This window comes from Roseibium algicola (assembly GCF_001999245.1).
Lineage (GTDB): Bacteria > Pseudomonadota > Alphaproteobacteria > Rhizobiales > Stappiaceae > Roseibium > Roseibium algicola.
On record NZ_CP019630.1, the window covers coordinates 418,505 to 434,723 of the forward strand.

Annotated in this window: 14 protein-coding genes; 10 read left to right on the top strand and 4 right to left on the bottom strand. The window is 59.6% G+C overall.

Features of this window, described 5'->3' with window-relative positions; all coding sequences use genetic code 11:
• Positions 1-2: 2 nt before the first annotated feature.
• Positions 3-2,702 (bottom strand): SH3 domain-containing protein, encoded by a 2,700-nt coding sequence (locus B0E33_RS02075; protein ID WP_077290291.1) that lies wholly within the window; start codon positions 2,700-2,702, stop codon positions 3-5.
• Between the two features lie 214 nt (positions 2,703-2,916).
• Between B0E33_RS02075 and B0E33_RS02080 the strand changes: the two genes are divergently transcribed.
• Positions 2,917-3,345, top strand: coding sequence for a hypothetical protein (locus tag B0E33_RS02080; protein WP_077290292.1), 429 nt, complete (start codon positions 2,917-2,919; stop codon positions 3,343-3,345).
• An 85-nt stretch (positions 3,346-3,430) separates the two neighbouring features.
• Here B0E33_RS02080 and B0E33_RS02085 read toward each other — a convergent pair whose 3' ends face one another.
• The gene (locus B0E33_RS02085) at positions 3,431-4,555 is read right to left on the bottom strand and encodes a Gfo/Idh/MocA family protein (RefSeq protein ID WP_077290293.1); all 1,125 of its coding nucleotides are present in this window, start codon (positions 4,553-4,555) and stop codon (positions 3,431-3,433) included.
• A gap of 35 nt (positions 4,556-4,590) precedes the next feature.
• The gene (locus B0E33_RS02090) at positions 4,591-5,301 is read right to left on the bottom strand and encodes a GntR family transcriptional regulator (RefSeq protein WP_055659191.1); all 711 of its coding nucleotides are present in this window, start codon (positions 5,299-5,301) and stop codon (positions 4,591-4,593) included.
• A gap of 190 nt (positions 5,302-5,491) precedes the next feature.
• Between B0E33_RS02090 and B0E33_RS02095 the strand changes: the two genes are divergently transcribed.
• The 6 genes from B0E33_RS02095 (at position 5,492) to B0E33_RS02120 (ending at position 11,381) form a co-directional block, all read left to right on the top strand.
• Positions 5,492-6,646 (top strand): LLM class flavin-dependent oxidoreductase, encoded by a 1,155-nt coding sequence (locus tag B0E33_RS02095; RefSeq protein WP_077293109.1) that lies wholly within the window; start codon positions 5,492-5,494, stop codon positions 6,644-6,646.
• Positions 6,646-7,536: an aldo/keto reductase gene (locus tag B0E33_RS02100; RefSeq protein WP_077290294.1), complete on the top strand. Its 891-nt coding sequence runs from the start codon at positions 6,646-6,648 to the stop codon at positions 7,534-7,536. Before B0E33_RS02095 ends, B0E33_RS02100 begins: the two co-directional genes overlap by 1 nt.
• Positions 7,536-8,051 (top strand): flavin reductase family protein, encoded by a 516-nt coding sequence (locus B0E33_RS02105; RefSeq protein WP_062489207.1) that lies wholly within the window; start codon positions 7,536-7,538, stop codon positions 8,049-8,051. The genes B0E33_RS02100 and B0E33_RS02105 overlap by 1 nt, the downstream gene beginning before the upstream one ends.
• A gap of 160 nt (positions 8,052-8,211) precedes the next feature.
• Positions 8,212-8,802, top strand: a complete 591-nt coding sequence (locus tag B0E33_RS02110; RefSeq protein ID WP_023000211.1) for a TRAP transporter small permease — start codon at positions 8,212-8,214, stop codon at positions 8,800-8,802.
• On the top strand, positions 8,802-10,295 hold the full coding sequence (locus B0E33_RS02115; protein WP_077290295.1) for a TRAP transporter large permease: 1,494 nt from the start codon (positions 8,802-8,804) through the stop codon (positions 10,293-10,295). Before B0E33_RS02110 ends, B0E33_RS02115 begins: the two co-directional genes overlap by 1 nt.
• 27 nt (positions 10,296-10,322) lie before the next feature.
• Complete coding sequence (locus B0E33_RS02120) at positions 10,323-11,381, top strand: TRAP transporter substrate-binding protein (protein WP_055659181.1); 1,059 nt, start codon at positions 10,323-10,325, stop codon at positions 11,379-11,381.
• A gap of 213 nt (positions 11,382-11,594) precedes the next feature.
• Here B0E33_RS02120 and B0E33_RS02125 read toward each other — a convergent pair whose 3' ends face one another.
• Positions 11,595-12,077: a tetratricopeptide repeat protein gene (locus B0E33_RS02125; RefSeq protein WP_077290296.1), complete on the bottom strand. Its 483-nt coding sequence runs from the start codon at positions 12,075-12,077 to the stop codon at positions 11,595-11,597.
• On the opposite strand from B0E33_RS02125, the gene B0E33_RS02130 reads away from it, so the two are divergent.
• The 3 genes from B0E33_RS02130 to metG all read left to right on the top strand — a co-directional run bounded on the left by B0E33_RS02130 (position 12,078) and on the right by metG (position 16,123).
• Positions 12,078-13,397, top strand: a complete 1,320-nt coding sequence (locus B0E33_RS02130; RefSeq protein WP_208997745.1) for a cytochrome-c peroxidase — start codon at positions 12,078-12,080, stop codon at positions 13,395-13,397.
• Positions 13,398-13,423: 26 nt separating this feature from the next.
• Positions 13,424-14,419: a YeiH family protein gene (locus tag B0E33_RS02135; RefSeq protein WP_023000216.1), complete on the top strand. Its 996-nt coding sequence runs from the start codon at positions 13,424-13,426 to the stop codon at positions 14,417-14,419.
• A 183-nt stretch (positions 14,420-14,602) separates the two neighbouring features.
• Entirely contained in the window at positions 14,603-16,123 is a 1,521-nt protein-coding gene (metG, locus tag B0E33_RS02140) for a methionine--tRNA ligase (protein WP_075283644.1), read from the top strand.
• Positions 16,124-16,219: the final 96 nt, after the last annotated feature.

The window sequence follows — 16,219 nt, forward strand, 5'->3', positions numbered from 1 at the left end:
TCTCAGCGGCGGCGTCCGCCGCCTCCCCTGCGCGCACCGCCGCCGCCGCCATGACGTTGCGGGCGTGCCTGCGGACGTGAGCGCTGAACGTTGCGCTGCCGATTGACCTGCCGGTTGCCTGCAGTTCTCGCCCGGTTGTCCCTGCTCAGGTGTGCAGGCGCCTGGGGCCGGGCCGCCGGACGTGTGGCAGGGCGGGTCGCCGGTCGCTGCACATTCGGTTTCTGGATATTCGGGCGTTGCACATTGGGGCGCTGAACGTTGGGCCGCTGCGCCGGGCGTTGGACGTTTGGGCGCTCCACATTCGGCTTTTGAACATTCGGGCGTTGGACGTTGGGACGCTCGATATTCGGACGCTGGCCAGCAGGCAGGTTGGTCGGGCGTTGAACATTCGGCCGGTTCTGGATCTTGTCGCCAAGGGGGCGGTTGGCAAGGGCTGTTCCTGCGCCGGCGCCGATCGCTCCCCCGGCCAGTCCGGCACCAATGTCACCCATGCGGTCCTGGATTGCCTCGCGGGAGGGCGCAGCGACTTCGCCCCAACGACCACCCTCGAATTTCTGCCATTTCTCACCATCGCGGCGATAGACGCTACCATCCCGGCCGGCAAAGACGTCACCACGGCGATCAAGATTTGCCACACGGCCCAGATTGCCGTCCTGCTTCCAGCGCTGCACGGCGCCAGCCTGGATATCGCGCGTGCGTGACCATTCCGGCCCGCTTACGACCTTGCCACCCCAGGAGCCGTAAATGCCCCGGGCTCCGCCAACCACGACACGATTGCCGGTCCGCGGATTATAGGCGCTGATGAAGCCTGCACTGCCGAGCGGGCCGCTGATGGCGGCACCGCGAATGTAGCCGCCCGTACGCGGATTATAGATGCCACCGCCGGCGATGCCGCGCAGCGGACCGTAGGCATAGCCATAGCGTCCGAAAGTGCCACGGACCGGATTGTAGAAGGCACCGATCCCGTAGCTCACCGGACGCGGGAAGTAGATCGGGCGCAGCCCCGGACGGTACCAGGGCCGATAATAATAGCCTGTGCCGTAAACGAAGACGCCCCAGGACAGGAACCCAGCCAGATAGCCCATCGTGTAGCCGTACCAGACCGCTCCCGGTTCGCTGTCGTAGATGCGCACATAGGTGGTGTTGTAGACCGGGGAAGACGGCGGAATGGTGTAGATCTCGTCAGGAACCGCCGTGGCAACCGTAAATGGTCCTTCCGGGCTGTCTCCGACAAACCAGACACCGTCCTGCAGCACGTAGTATTTCGCACCGACCTGGATCACCTGGTCGCTGGTATTGACCGCGTAGGACATCGACGTGCCGTCGATCTTCTCGAATTCCGGATCGCCGGCATAGGAGACATCCGCACTGACGGAACCGACCTCAACGCGAGCCGTTGTCGGAATGCTGGCTTTCAGCCGTGCCTGCGAGGCTTCAGAAGTGCCTGGAATGGACGAACGGACCGAATAGTAAGGCGCGTCTTCCGGCAGGTTCTGAAAATCGGAGGGCATGTCCGGAGTGGTGAAAGTCCACGGCCCGTCGAGCGAGGTCGACTTGAACCAGCGGCCGGATACCAGAATGTACCAGGTGGACGTCGATTTCAGGAAGAACACGTCGCTTTCGGTGTTGGACGCCCATTCCAGATCGGTGCCATCCACCGGTTCCAGAGCCGGTTCGCCGTCAAAGACGATCATTTCGGCCGGTGTGTCTGAATAGATCACCTTCGGCGGAGTATTGTCCGCGAACGGTTCCCCCGGGATCGCTTCCCGGGTTTCCTTCCAGTTATCGTCATCTGGAAGAGACCCGATCAGATCCGGCAGCTTGTCGACCGCTTCCCACCCTGCCGAGACGTCCTTGGTTTTCATCCAGGATTTTTCATCGCGCAGATAGAGTTCGCCGCTCTCGTCGATTTTCAGAATGTCCCAGTTGCTGTTGACCACGAAGCTGAGCCCCTGATCACCCTTGACTGGCGCAAAGATCGGCGTGCCTTCGGTCTGCACGAGAATGGACGGCTCGGTCGAGACATAGATAGGTGGTGCTTCCGAACTCAGGCCCTGGACATCCTCCATGCGCTGGTATTCGGCAAGGCCTGCGGTGATCCGATCCTCTTTCACGGTGATCGTACCTGTCGGCATGATCTTGCCGACCTGAAGCGACAGGTCAGTGAGGGATTCCCGGTCCAAGGCCGAAAAGTTCAGTTCCGTTACCTGGATCTGGTTGATGTCAACTTCGCTCTTGTCGGTGTCGGCCACGGTCGCGCCGCTGACACCGATCACACCAAAGACAGGCTTGGCATCCTTGTCCTTGATGTATTCCGCTGCCACCATCGCCTTCAGGGTCTTGAAGTTGTCCCACTCGGTGAATTGCGGCTGGTAGAGCACCAGCGTCGCCCCGGCGTCGGTCTGGAAAGACCGCGGCCAGCCGGTCGTCTGTTCCGGTTCGCTAAGCTGAAGATACTGTCCGCTGACAAACCCGTTCTGGCCGTTGTAGCTGATTGAACACCAGGCCCCGCTGTCATCGCAGTTCTCCATTTCGACCTGCGTGCCGGACGGCACCGTTCCCAGTGAGCCGAAGTTCGTTCCCGGGCCTTGTCGGAAATTCACGTTGGCGGTCGTCAGGGCCGGCGCGGCAAGCACGCCGTTTACGAAAACCGTTTGCAAAATCAAAGTGGAAGACAAAAGAACGGAAAGAGACTTACGCATTGGGACCTCCCGGGGGCCGGTTCAACCAACCCTGTCGATGTCGGTGCATGTGTCTGTGCACGTGACGGGAACCTGTGCGTTCCCGAGGCAAGCTAAATTTCGTCGTCACGCCTATTCCCTGTGAGGGGCGTCACGGGTAAATCTTACGTGGAGTGATATTCTGTCCGCAAGATCACGTTGAAAAAAACTGCATTTCGACCAGGAGTTTAAGGGAATGGTGAAGCGTTACGCTCTGGCAGCCGTATTGGCGGGCTTGGTCTCGATCGGCTCTTTCCCGGTCGCTGCTCCGCAGAAAGCCTGGGCAGAAATATTTTATTGCCAGAGCACGCGCACACCCAACGGCAGCGAGCCCTACTGCAACTTTATGCTTTTCGACAAGGCCTTCACCCGCCACATGCAGGTAATCGTCGCCCAGGGCGCGCGGCGGGACGTGGCCGTGAACGGCCGCTACGACGTCTTCTGCGTCCTTGTACAAAACCACAGGAACGTGCCGGACAATTTCGCCTACCGGAAACAGCAGTGCAAGAAGTCGGACACGGGCCGAGAATACCAGGTGCCGATCCGCGCCATCAACCTGCGGCGCGGACGGGATGGCTTCAGTTCCAACAACGTGCAGTCCCTGTTGCCAAAGGAACGCTGGTAGCCCTTTCTCGCCTGCCGGACTGGCAAGAAAAAAGCCGGCACGACAAATGTCGTACCGGCCAGGTTTCCAGAGGAAAATCGTCTTGTCAGCAGGCGACGGAGGAAAGCGCCTGAGATCGTAGCGTCACGGACTGACCCGTACGGGCAGACTGCTGTGCCGCCAGCCCCATTTCCACAGCCCGCCATCCGTCTTCAAGCGTCACTTCAGGTGTCGACTTTTCACCGCGTACGACAGCCACGAAGCCTTCGTGCTGATAGAATGTCGAGCCATTGTGGTCGCCTGCATCGAGGATCATCGGGTCAACCGGAATATCGATCTGGCGCGGTCCCTTCGGGTACCTGGGCGACACGACAAGCTGGGGCACCGGCGGCTCGCCGAGGTGTTCTGGCCAGAAGCGTCCGGGACCCGGCACGAAGGCTTCGATCTTGCCTTCCGGGCCAACGGCCGACACTTCTTCCTGGTAGCGCGAGCCTTCGGCAAACATGCAAAGTTCCAGCATGGCCCGAGCACCGTTTTCGAAGTCGACGATCACATAGCCATTGTCGAGTATGTCCGGCTGCTCGCCATTGTAGACCTCGTCCTTGTGGTTGGCATCCTGGCCGGCCGACGCCATCACGCGGACTGGTTCGCATTGCATGATCAGCCGCATGAGATCGAAGAAATGGCAACACTTTTCAACGAATGTACCACCGGAGTAGCGGTTGAACCGGTTCCATGCGCCGACCTTGTCGAGGAAGGGAAAACGGTGTTCGCGGATGGTCAGCATCTTGATGCCGCCAGTGGCTGCTTCCGCCTGCTCGATCAACGCCGCGATCGGCGGCATGTAGCGGTACTCCATCGCTACCCACACGGGCGCCGGATAGGACGCCTTGAAAGCCTCCAGCTCGGCAACATCCTTGGGATCGGTGAAGAGAGGTTTTTCGACGAGAAGCGGCAACGGGCGCTTGCGGCGAATTTCTTCCATCTGCGGCACATGGCAGTGGTTCGGACTGGCAATCAGGATGCAGTCCAGTTCGTCCACTTCCAGCAGTTCCGAAACGGAATTGGCAAATCGCGCAAGAGGCGCAAATCTTGCGGCCGCTTCCGCCATTCCGGCGTCCGGCTCGAAGATCACCGTTACTTCGGTGTCCGGCAGGAGTGCGATGTTGCGCAGGTGCTCCTGCCCCATCATCCCACAGCCAATGACACCATATCTTACCTTTGCAGGCATTCAGTCCTCCATGCGCGGTGGCATTTCTCGTCCACCTATTTCAAGCGCTGCACGTAATGCGCCCGGTCCGTGTCGAACCAGGTTCGCGAATATTCGACCGGCTTGGGGCGATCCGCCCAGCTGAACCGTTCGACAAAGCCTGTGAGAGTGCCCGGCGTCTTCTGAAAGAGTTCCGGCGTCCAATCCGGCAGCGCACGGATGGTCACTCGGTCTTCTGCACGCACGATCCAGAACCCGAGGTGTTTCTGGTAAAAGCGGTAAAGCGAGTCCGACAGAAGCTCGCGCCGCACGAATCCCGCGTCGCCGTCGAGCCAGATTTCCTCCACCGCGATCATCACGTCGTTGAGAAACCTCAGCCGGCGGATACGGGTGCCTTCGGCGCTGGTACCGAAAAGCGGCAGATCGTCCGGCTTGTCCAGGCGCTTTACGTCCAGAATATCCGCGCGAGGCAGACCACCTCCTGTCAGGAGTTCCAGACGGAACATGGCGTAGACGCTCTCATGCGTACCGCCCTGCCGTATGTAGTTTCCCGACCCCTGGATCCGCTCGAGTAAGCCTTTTTGCGTAAGGTCGGCGAGTGCCTTGCGAAGGGTTCCGATGGAGATGCCAAGCTCCTCTGCCATGTCCCTTTCAGGCGGCAGCCGCTCCCCGTCGATCAGCCGCCCGGCCGCGATATCCCTGATCAAAAGCTCGCTTATCTGCACATATAACGGCAGCGCGGTAGAGGTTTGCGAGGCGGTTGGCATGGCGGTTCGAAGGTCTCGTTTTCAAAATTGATACACTATTGATTTACATCAAAACGGGTGATATGCAAGAAGAAATCGAAGGCAGAATGAAGCCATTCGAAAACAAACGAAAATAGCGAAACCTCAATCGCACCCATGTCGGCGCATGCGGGTTTCGGTATTCTACAAGATGGTCCAAGGGAGGCACTTCATGACCGTAGTCCCAGTCACGTCACCGGATCTTGATGCAGCGGAGGTATCCTGGTTCGCCGCATTGTGTTCCGACGACTATCAGTTTCTGGGCGTACCCGAAGGCCATCTGCGTTCCTCCTGGGAGCATTGCTCTTCGATCGTGAAAACAGCCGAGCAGCAGGGCTTCCGCAACATCCTGTGCCCGTCGTCCTATCAGGTGGGCCAGGACACCCTGTCCTTCGTCGCCGGCTGCGCGCCGATCACCGACAAGATCAACCTGCTGGCAGCGGTTCGCTGCGGCGAGATGCAGCCGATCATGCTGGCGCGGACCATTGCCACGCTGGATCACATGCTCGAGGGCCGGTTGACGGTCAACATCATCTCGTCCGACTTTCCTGGCGAGCAGGCCGACAGCAACTATCGCTACCAGCGTTCGCGGGAAGTGGTGGAGATCCTGAAGCAGGCCTGGACGCAGGACGAAATCAATTACGAAGGCCAGGTCTATAACTTCAAGGGCCTGACCACGGACCCCGCCCGGCCTTACCAGACCGGTGGCCCCCTGCTCTATTTCGGGGGTTATTCTCCGGATGCGCTGGACCTTTGCGGTCAGCATTGCGACGTCTACCTGATGTGGCCGGAAAAGATCGAGGAACTGGAAGGCCGCATGAAGGCGGTCAACGCAGTCGCCGAGAAATACAACCGTACACTCGACTATGGCCTGCGCGTGCACATGATCGTGCGCGACACGGAAAAGGAAGCGCAGGAATACGCGGACTATATCGTCTCCAAACTTGACGAGACCCAGGGAACCGCCATTCGCGAACGGGCACTGGATGCCAAGTCGCTGGGGGTGAGCCACCAGGCAAAGAACCGCGAGATCGCCGATGAATTCGGTTACATCGAACCGAACCTGTGGACGGGTGTTGGCCGGGCGCGGTCCGGTTGCGGGGCAGCGCTGGTCGGGTCAACCGATCAGGTGATGTCCAAGATCGAGGCCTATCAGAAGATGGGCATTCGTGCCTTCATCTTCTCCGGCTATCCGCACCTGGAAGAAGCCAGGCATTTCGGGTCCAGGGTCCTGCCGAATCTGAAGACATGTTCCCTGCCGCACGCCTATGGTCGTGTACCGGCTCAAACGCCGGCAACCCCACTTGGCCAAGGAGTGCGCCGCTAATGGACCGCGTGAAACTTTCTGAAACCCTGGACTTCTCCCGGCTGATCTATGGCATGTGGCGCATCGGCGACGACAGCGACACGTCCCCCGCTTACGTGGAACGCAAGATCCAGACCTGTCTCGACCAGGGCATCACAACCTTCGATCAGGCTGACATTTACGGCGGTTATGCCGCAGAGGCCGTGCTTGGCGGGGCGCTGAAGGCCAATCCGGCCCTGCGTGGTCAGATGGAAATCGTCACCAAATGCGACATTGTCGCGCCGATGGGACGGTACTCGGATGCCAGGGTGAAATACTACGACACGTCCCGATCTCACATCGAGAAGTCGGTCGAGTTCTCCCTCACGGAGATGGGCATCGAGACCATCGACCTGCTGCTGATCCATCGCCCGGACCCGCTGATGGATCATCACGAGACCGGCGCCGCGCTCGATGACCTGGTCAAGAGCGGCAAGGTGCGGAATGTCGGTGTCTCCAATTTCCGCCCGTGGGACTGGGAGCTGCTGCAGTCGGCGATGTCGAACCGGCTTATGACCAACCAGATCGAGATATCACTGAAGGAAATAGCGCCGTTCACCAATGGCGACCTCGCGTTCCACCAGCGCCTCGGCACCCGGTTGATGGCATGGTCTCCCCTCGGCGGCGGCTCGCTGATTTCCGAACGTGGCAAACTTGGCACCGTGATGGACGAAATCGCTGCAGAGGCCGGTGTAGACCGGTCCGCAGTCGCGGTCGCCTTCCTTCTGGCTCATCCGGCGCAACTTTTGCCGGTCATGGGCACGAACAATCTGGAGCGCATTGCCCAGATCTCCGACGCGCTGAAAGTCAGCCTGGATCGCGAAACCTGGTACCGTCTTTACGAAGCGGCGCTTGGAACAGAGGTGCCCTGATGACCATGCAGAATGCCAATCATACCGTGACCTTCGAACCGGACGCCGAAAACACCCGCCTCTTGCGGGATGCGTTCGGTCGATTTGCCACCGGTGTTACGGTGGTGACCACCGGCTCGGCCGACGGCCCCGTCGGCATTACAGCCAACAGCTTCTCATCCGTCTCCCTGGAACCGGCACTTGTCCTGTGGATGCCGGATAAGGGATCGCGAAGGTTCAGGTATTTCGAAACGGCCGAACATTACGCCATTCACGTGCTCAGCAACGAACAGGCTGAAGTCTGCAACGGTTTCGTGCGTAATGCCCATGCTTTCGATCAGCTCACCTATACGATCGACGACAACGGCGTGCCCCTGATCGAAAACTGTCTCGCCCGCTTCGAGTGCAAGCGCTTCACCGCCTATGAGGGCGGCGATCATCTGATCGTTCTTGGGCAGGTGTTGCAGGCCGAGATGCGTTCAGGCGAGGCCCTGACGTTTTATGCAGGCAAACTCGGACAAATCGCTCCAAAATAAGGGCGGAAAACGGGGCGGCGACCGGCCCGTTCTGGAGGAAAGTGAGGAGCCTTCTGTCTCAGGAGAACGCAGAAGACCGCTTCACCACTTTTTACATGATCAGCTTCACGGTTCTCATGTTCGCGCACATGACGGCCGGTTGATCCAGGGAGGAGCCCGAATGGGCATTTTGCTGGCGGTTCTTGCACCGCTCGACTTCGTCAATTCGCTGCTGTTGCGAATTGGCCGGGGCATCGGCATCGTTGCCGTCGCCCTGATGGTGATCGCGATCCTGGTTCAGGTCGTGTTCCGCTATGTCTTCAACAATGCCCTGCCCTGGCCGGACGAAGCAGCCCGTTTCTGCATGCTCTGGATGACAGGTCTTATGGCACCAACAGCGTTCCGCAGAGGCGGTTTCGTTGCCATCGACATGTTCACCCATTCCCTGCCTCGCCTGCTGGGAAGCGCCATATCCCTGCTCCTTCTGCTTATTTCACTTGTGGTGCTCGTCGTTGCCCTGAAGATCGGCTTTTCGGAAGTCACCGGTTTCGGAGGCCGTTTCGCAACCGCCTCGCTTTATGTTCCGGGCAACCTTTCCTTCAGCGAATGGATCCGCGTGCCGCGCAGCTGGATGATGGCTTCCATCCTCGTCGGCGTATTCCTGCTGACGCTCGTCAACATCGAGCTGATCCTGCGCAACATCATCGCCAGCTTCGGTGGCGCCGACCGCATGCCGGTCATTCCCGATCCCGACATGGCAGGAGCTGACTGATGCTGATCTGGTTCCTTCCCGTTTTCCTCGTCTTCCTGCTGATCGGACTGCCTGTCTTCTTCGGCCTTCTGGCGGCCCCTGGCCTGTTGCTCTGGCTGAACGGCCAGGAAAAAGACATCACGCTGCTTTACCGCAACGTCTACAACGGCATGGACAGTTTTCCTCTGATGGCGATTCCGTTTTTCATGCTCGCAGGCGAGCTGATGAACAAGGGCGGCATCACCATGCGGCTGGTCGAGTTCAGCCAGGCCCTGATGGGACATCTGCGCGGCGGCCTTGCTCATGTGAACATCCTGTCGTCGATGCTGTTTGCAGGCCTATCCGGTTCCGCTGTTGCCGATACCTCCGCTCTTGGATCAATGCTGATCCCGGCAATGGAGAAGCAGGGTTACACAAGGCGTTTTGCTGCGGCAATCACCGCGGCGAGTTCCGTCATCGGGCCGATCATTCCGCCGTCGGGCATCATGATCATCTATGCCTATGTAATGGGCGAGAGCGTTGCTGCGCTGTTCCTGGCCGGTATCGTACCCGGCATCATGGTCGGCATCGGCCTGATGCTGATGGTCAAGGTCATGGCCAACAAGTACGACCTTCCCAAAGCACAGAGGATCGTCAACCCCGGCCAGACCATGGCACCGGTGGAATACTGGTTCTCCTTTGTCGTGCTGAGGGCAAACCTGGCTGCCCTGTTCACGGTGATCGCGGACCTTGTGATCAACCTGACCGGGTTCGCGTCCCTTTCAACGATGACCTCGTTCATCCTGTTCGCAGTCTTCCTGGCGGTTTCCCATGTGCTCTTGTGGAAGCTCAGAAGTGCTGTCTCGGAAGATTTTCGGGTCGTGTGCAAGAAAGCAGTTGCTCCGCTTCAGACGCCGATCATCATTCTCGGCGGCATTCTGCTGGGGGTCTTCACGCCAACGGAAGCGGCCGCGGTCGCAGTTGCCTACGCGCTGGTTATCGGCTTCTTCGTTCTGCACTCCATCAAGGTCTCCGAGATCCCGGGTGTCCTGAACAGGGCTGGCATAACCTCTGCAGTGGTGCTTCTCCTGGTCGGTGCGGCGATGGCCTTCAAGACCGTCGTCAGCCTCAGCCACGCTCCCGAAATCATGGCGGAGTTCGTTCTCACCCTGTCGGAGAACCCGCTGATCCTGCTGTTCCTGATCAACCTGCTGCTCTTCGTTGTCGGCATGTTCCTGGATGCAGGCCCCGCGATCATCATTCTCGGCCCCATTCTTGGACCGATCTTCGTCAACCTTGGCGTCGACCCGATCCATTTCGCCATCATCATGAGCGTCAACCTGACCATCGGCCTGGCAACGCCGCCCATGGGACTGGTGCTCTTCGTTGCGGCTTCGGTTTCAAGGGAACGGGTTGAAACCATTGCCAAAGCCATCCTGCCGTTTCTGGCGGTGGAAATCGCGGTGATCTTCCTGATCACCTACATTCCGGCACTTTCGATGACGATCCCGCGTCTGACCGGATTTGCCAACTGATCCTGAGCTTTCTAAGGGAGGAACCTAATGCTCAAAACTGCACTGAAAACGCTCACCGTCGCGGCGATGCTTGCCGGATCGTCGCTGAGCGCGCTTGCCGCTGACTACACGCTGCGCGCAACCGCCAACTCCAACGAAAACGACGAAGACTACGACGGTCTTGTCGTTTTCAAGAACTTCGTTGAGGCCGCTTCCAACGGTGCCATCGAGGTCGAACTGTTCATTGGCACGCAGCTTTGCTCCAACGGCGCTGAATGCCTTCAGGGCATTTCCGACGGTGCGATCGACATCTACATCTCCACCTCCGGCGGCGCGGCGGGCATCTTCCCGTATGTCCAGGTTCTCGACCTGCCCTACATGATGAGCGACGACCGGATTGCAGAGCATGTCCTGTCGGGTGAATTCACCCGCACCATGCGCACGATGGCACTGGAAGATTCCGGTGACACCATCCGCCTGATGACCATCGGCAACACCGGCGGCTGGCGCAACTTCGCCAACACCAAGCATCGTGTGGCCAAGCCGGAAGACCTGAAGGGCCTGAAGATCCGCACCGTGGTGGCCGACCTGCCGCAGGAACTGGTCAAGGCACTTGGTGCTGCTCCGACGCCGATCCCGTGGCCGGAACTGTTCACCTCGCTGCAGACCGGCGTTGTCGAAGGTTCCAAGAACGGCATCACCGACATCATGGGCATGAAGTTCCCGGATGCCGGTCTTCAGTATGTCACCCTCGACGGGCATGCCTACATGGGCGCGCTGTGGTGGATGAACAACGAGAAGTTCCTGTCCATGCCGGAAGACCTTCGCCGCGTCGTGGTGGATGGTTTCTACGCCCTGCAGCAGGCAACCTTCGCCTCACCGAAGCGCAAGTCGATCAAGGCTTATGAGGACTTCGTTGCCGGTGGCGGCGATCTCTACGTCCCGACCCCGGAAGAAAAGGCAGCCTTCAAGGAAGCAGCCGCTCCGGTCTATGACTGGTTCAAGGGCAATGTCGGACGCGGCGGCGAGATCTTCGGCGCCCTGGAAGAAGCCGTGGCTGCGGCCGAAGCCGACATCAACGCCAATCGCTCTGCCGATCTGAACTGACGAAACACCGTGTCACGCCTTGCCACTGCAGGGCGTGACACATCCCAGCACATGCACCGGTCCGGAATCGTGCCTGCCGTAAACTGGACAGGGATCGGCACGCGTCCCATGGTGAAGCCGTGGGAGACCCGGGAGAGCCAGAACTCAATGGTCCGGTCCGCCCAGCACTCGATCACGCGAGTTCTGCGCCGATCAGGAACGAACCGCCGGCTTTCAATTGAACGGATACATCCAGACCTTGTAATCACCGACCAGAATATGCGCCTTCTCAATCTCGTCTTTGGTCATCTTCTTGACCACCTCTTCCAGAGAGATCGCGGCGTCGGGGTCCCCCCCGATGGCAGAGAGCGTGTACCACATGTAAGCCCGCACGAGATCCGGAGCCGGCATGCCCCGGCCCACCTCATAGTACCAGCCGACACCGGACTGGGCACCCGGATGCCCCTTCATCGCGCTTCTGAGATACCACTCGAATGCCCGCTGGTCGTCGCGCTCGACGCCCAGACCCATTGCGTACATTACACCGATCAGTTCTTCCGCATCCGCGTTGCCGGAACGTGCAGCCGGCCAAAGTTCCTTCATCGCCTCTTCGTAGCGATTGGCCTCCATCAGGTCGCGCGCGGCTTCGATTTCGGCCTGAGCAGAACTCGTGCACAACACAAGAGTAAAAAGAGCGGCGGTCAGCGTGGTTTTCATGTGTTGCGGTTGCTCCCTCTGGTCTTCGGCTTGTCGGCACCGGCGATTGCTTCCGAATTGCCACCGCCCTTGAAGGAAGACGATTTCATCGCCTTCGACAGAAAGCAGGCAGCCCTCGGCCAGTTGCTTTTTTACGACAAGATCCTCTCCGGCAACAGGAATATTGCTTGCGCCACATGCCACCACCCGACCCTTGGCACCGGAGACCGGTTGTCGCTCGGCATCGGCGAAGGCGGCGATGGGTTGGGGCTCATGCGGATTGCCGGAACCGGTGACAGCCGCATTAAGAAACGGATTCCGCGAAACGCTCCAGGCCTTTGGAACTTGGGAGCAAAAGAGCTCCACGTCCTGTTTCATGACGGCCGCCTGTCGATTGCCGACACCTTCGAAAACGGCTTCAATTCGCCGGCGGAAGAATGGCTGCCCACGGGCTTCAATTCTCTGCTCGCCGCCCAGGCTGTCTTTCCGGTGACGGCCCAGTTCGAGATGGCGGGCAATCCGAAGGAAAACGAGATCGCCGGGGCCATCTACGATCGCATCGACAACGCCTGGCCGATCCTTGCCAAACGCGTCCGCATCATTCCGGAATATGGCCGCCTGTTTGTCGAGGCATTCGATCATATCGACGCGCCTGAAGCGGTCACGATCGTTGAAATCGCAAATGCGCTGGCAGCTTTCCAGGCAATTGAATGGCAGAGCTTCGACAGCCCGTTCGACGCGTATCTCACCGGCGACGAAAGCGCTCTGGATCTGGCTCAGAAGCGGGGTCTCGATCTCTTCTACGGCAAGGCCGGGTGCTCCTCCTGTCATTCGGGCAAACTGCTCAGCGATCAGAAGTTCCACGCCCTGGGCCTGCCCCCCTTTGGTCCGGGCCGCACCCGCAGCTTCGATCCGATGGTGCGCGATGTCGGCGTGATGGGAGAAACCGACCGCCTGGAAGATGCCTACCGGTTCCGGACCCCGATGCTGCGCAATGTCGAGCTGACCGCCCCTTACGGGCACAATGGCGCATACCCCACGCTGGAGGGGATCATCCGGCATCATCTCGACCCCGATGGAATGCTGAAAGCCTGGACACCGGACACCGCAGCCCTTCCACAAGCGCCCTGGCTGCAGGCGATCGATTTTGTGGTCTGGAATGACGCTCGTGAGATGGCGCGTCAGGCCCGATTCAGGGATATTGAACCTCTCCCCCTTTCGGATGCGGAGATTGCCGATCTGGAGGCTTTCCTGAAAAGCCTGACCGGCACGCAGTCCGTCACGGCCCCGCCCTTCGGCATCCCTGCCACTGTCCCGAGCGGCCTTCCCGTCGACCGGTAAACATCAACAAGGACTAAGAACGTTTCATGGTTGCTCCATTGAAAGACCGGGCTAACCGGCTGTTCCCGGGTATTGCGATTGCCGGGCTTGTCGCCATTGCTGCGCAATTCCTCAACGAGCACTACGGAGCACCGGCCATGTTGATGGCCATCCTGCTTGGCATGCCGCTGAACTTTCTGTCGGAGGAACAGCGCACGGGCGAAGGCATCGCCTTTGCAGCCCGCACGCTGCTTCGTGTCGGCGTTGCCCTGCTCGGTGTCCGCATCAGTGTGGAAATGGTGCAGCAGCTGGGTCTGCCGTTTCTGCTTCTGGTGATCCTCGGCGTCCTGGTTACCATCGGCTTTTCCCTCTTGATCGGTGGGTTGTTCGGACGAGACAGGTTGTTTTCGTTTCTGACCGGCGGCGCAGTCGCCATTTGCGGAGCCTCCGCGGCCATGGCCATCGGCTCTATCCTGCCGAAACGCGAACATGCCGAACGCGATCTCGCCTTCACGGTGATTACCGTGACCGTCCTGTCCACACTGGCGATGATCTTCTACCCGATCCTCACCTCCTCCCTGGGCCTTTCCATGGACGCGACCGGTGTCTTCCTTGGCGGCACGATCCACGATGTTGCCCAGGTTGTCGGCGCCGGTTTCTCGATCTCCGAGGAAACCGGAGACCTTTCGACGCTGGTGAAACTGATCCGCGTCACCATGCTGGCGCCCATCGTTCTGGTCGCGGCGCTCATCCTGCGCAAGAGTTCGGAGCCGGGCAGCGCCCGTCCTCCGATCATGCCGGCGTTTGTTGTCGCCTTCCTGGTGCTTGCCGCACTCAATTCCTTCGGCCTTATTCCGGACGTTGCCAAGGAGGCGGCCGGACACGTTTCCCGCTGGGCGTTGCTGGCCGCAATTGCGGCAGTGGGCATGAAAACCTCAATCCCGAAACTGCTGGAAGTCGGCGGCCCGGCCATCTGGATGCTGGTCACGCAGACAGCGTTTCTGGCGCTCTTCGTTCTGGGTGGCATCTGGCTGATCGGCTGACCTTTCAATCGGCCTTGCCGCACCCCATATAACGAAGCAGAACCCCGGTCTTTTCAAAGGCCGGGGCTTTTCTTGTGCGGGCGAGTATGGAATATAGCTCGCACCTCTTTAGGCGGAACGGCAGATGCGCCGCAACAGGCCGGACCGGACTTGTTTCCGCCCAAACATTTCGAAAGCGTTTGGATGAAAAGCTACATCACCACCCCGATCTACTACGTCAACGGTTCTCCGCATATCGGTCACGCCTTCACCTCCGTGATGGCCGATATCCTGAAACGCAACCGACAGGCGCTGGGGTATGACATGATGCTGTCCACCGGCGTGGACGAGCACGGACAGAAGAACCAGGAAGCAGCGGAAAAAGAGGGAATGTCGGTTGAAGACTACCTCAACATGCGCTGTGCAGAATTCCGCGATGTCTTCGACCGTCTGGACGTGGCTTACGACTATTTCGTGCGCACCAGCCGCGAGGGCCACAAGACGGCCGTCGCTGGAATGGAGCAGTCGATCTTCGACAAGGATCTGATCGTCAAGAAGAACTACACCGGCACCTACTGCAAGGGCTGCGAGGAGTTCAAGAAGGAATCCGATCTGACCGAAGAGGGCCAGTGCCCGCTGCACCCGACAATGAAGGTGGAGCAGACGGAGGAAACCAACTACTTCCTGAAGATGGAACCGTTCCGCGAGCGCCTTCTGCAGCACATCGCCGAAAATCCGGACTTCGTCCAGCCCGAAGCGTTCAAGAACGAACTGAAGCAGATGCTGTCCGAACCGCTGGAAGATCTCTGCATCTCCCGGCCGAAGGCCCGTGTAACCCTGGGTATCGAACTGCCTTTCGACACCGACTTTGTCACCTATGTCTGGTTCGATGCGCTGGCGAATTACCTCACCAACATCAACTGGCCGGAAGCAGGCTACGAGAGCTGGTGGGCGGAATGCGAGCACCTGATCGGCAAGGATATCCTCAAGCCGCATGGCGTCTACTGGCCGATCATGCTGATGGCCGCCGGACTGCCGTTGCCGAAGAAACTGTCCGTTCACAGCCACTGGGTTGGTGCGGGCGGCGTCAAGATGTCGAAGTCCATCGGCAACGTTGTTGATCCGATCGAGGTCATCGAGAAACTGGGCGTCGACGCCTTGCGCTGGTACCTTGCCCGGCACATGCGTGCGGACAGCGACAGCCAGATTTCGGTCGACTTCATCACCCAGTCCTACAACACGGAACTGGGTAACAAGATCGGCAACCTGCTGTCGCGGGCGGCCAAGTTCTCCAAGGCCCGTTTTGACGGCAAACTGCCGGCACCGGGTCCGCTGTCAGCCGAGGACGAAGCGATCCGCAAGTCCGTGCTTGAAGCCACCAAGGGCATGGGCGAATGGGTCAACCTTGCTGAAATCCCGGCTCGCATGCAGTCGATCATCACCGTCGCCGACGAGATGAACAACTACTTCGCCGAGCAGGCTCCCTGGGATCTCATCAAGAACGAGGAGACCCGCGAGCGTTGCCAGACGGTGATCTACGTGACGCTGGACTGCCTGCGCGTCGTCATGGAAGCGCTGACACAGGTCATCCCTGCGTCTGCCGGCAAGGCTCTTGCCATGCTGAACGCACCGGCTGTCGCCTGCCCGTGGAAGCCGGAACTTGACCGGCTGGAAGGCAATAGCGATCTCGGCGAAATCGAGACGCTTTATCCGCGGGTTCAGTAAGCCCGTCACGGCTTGATCAAAAAAATGAAGCGCCCCTGCTCGGGGCGCTTCAGATAACCAATCGCGCGGAAAGCGATTTCCAGCCACAAAGTGTAT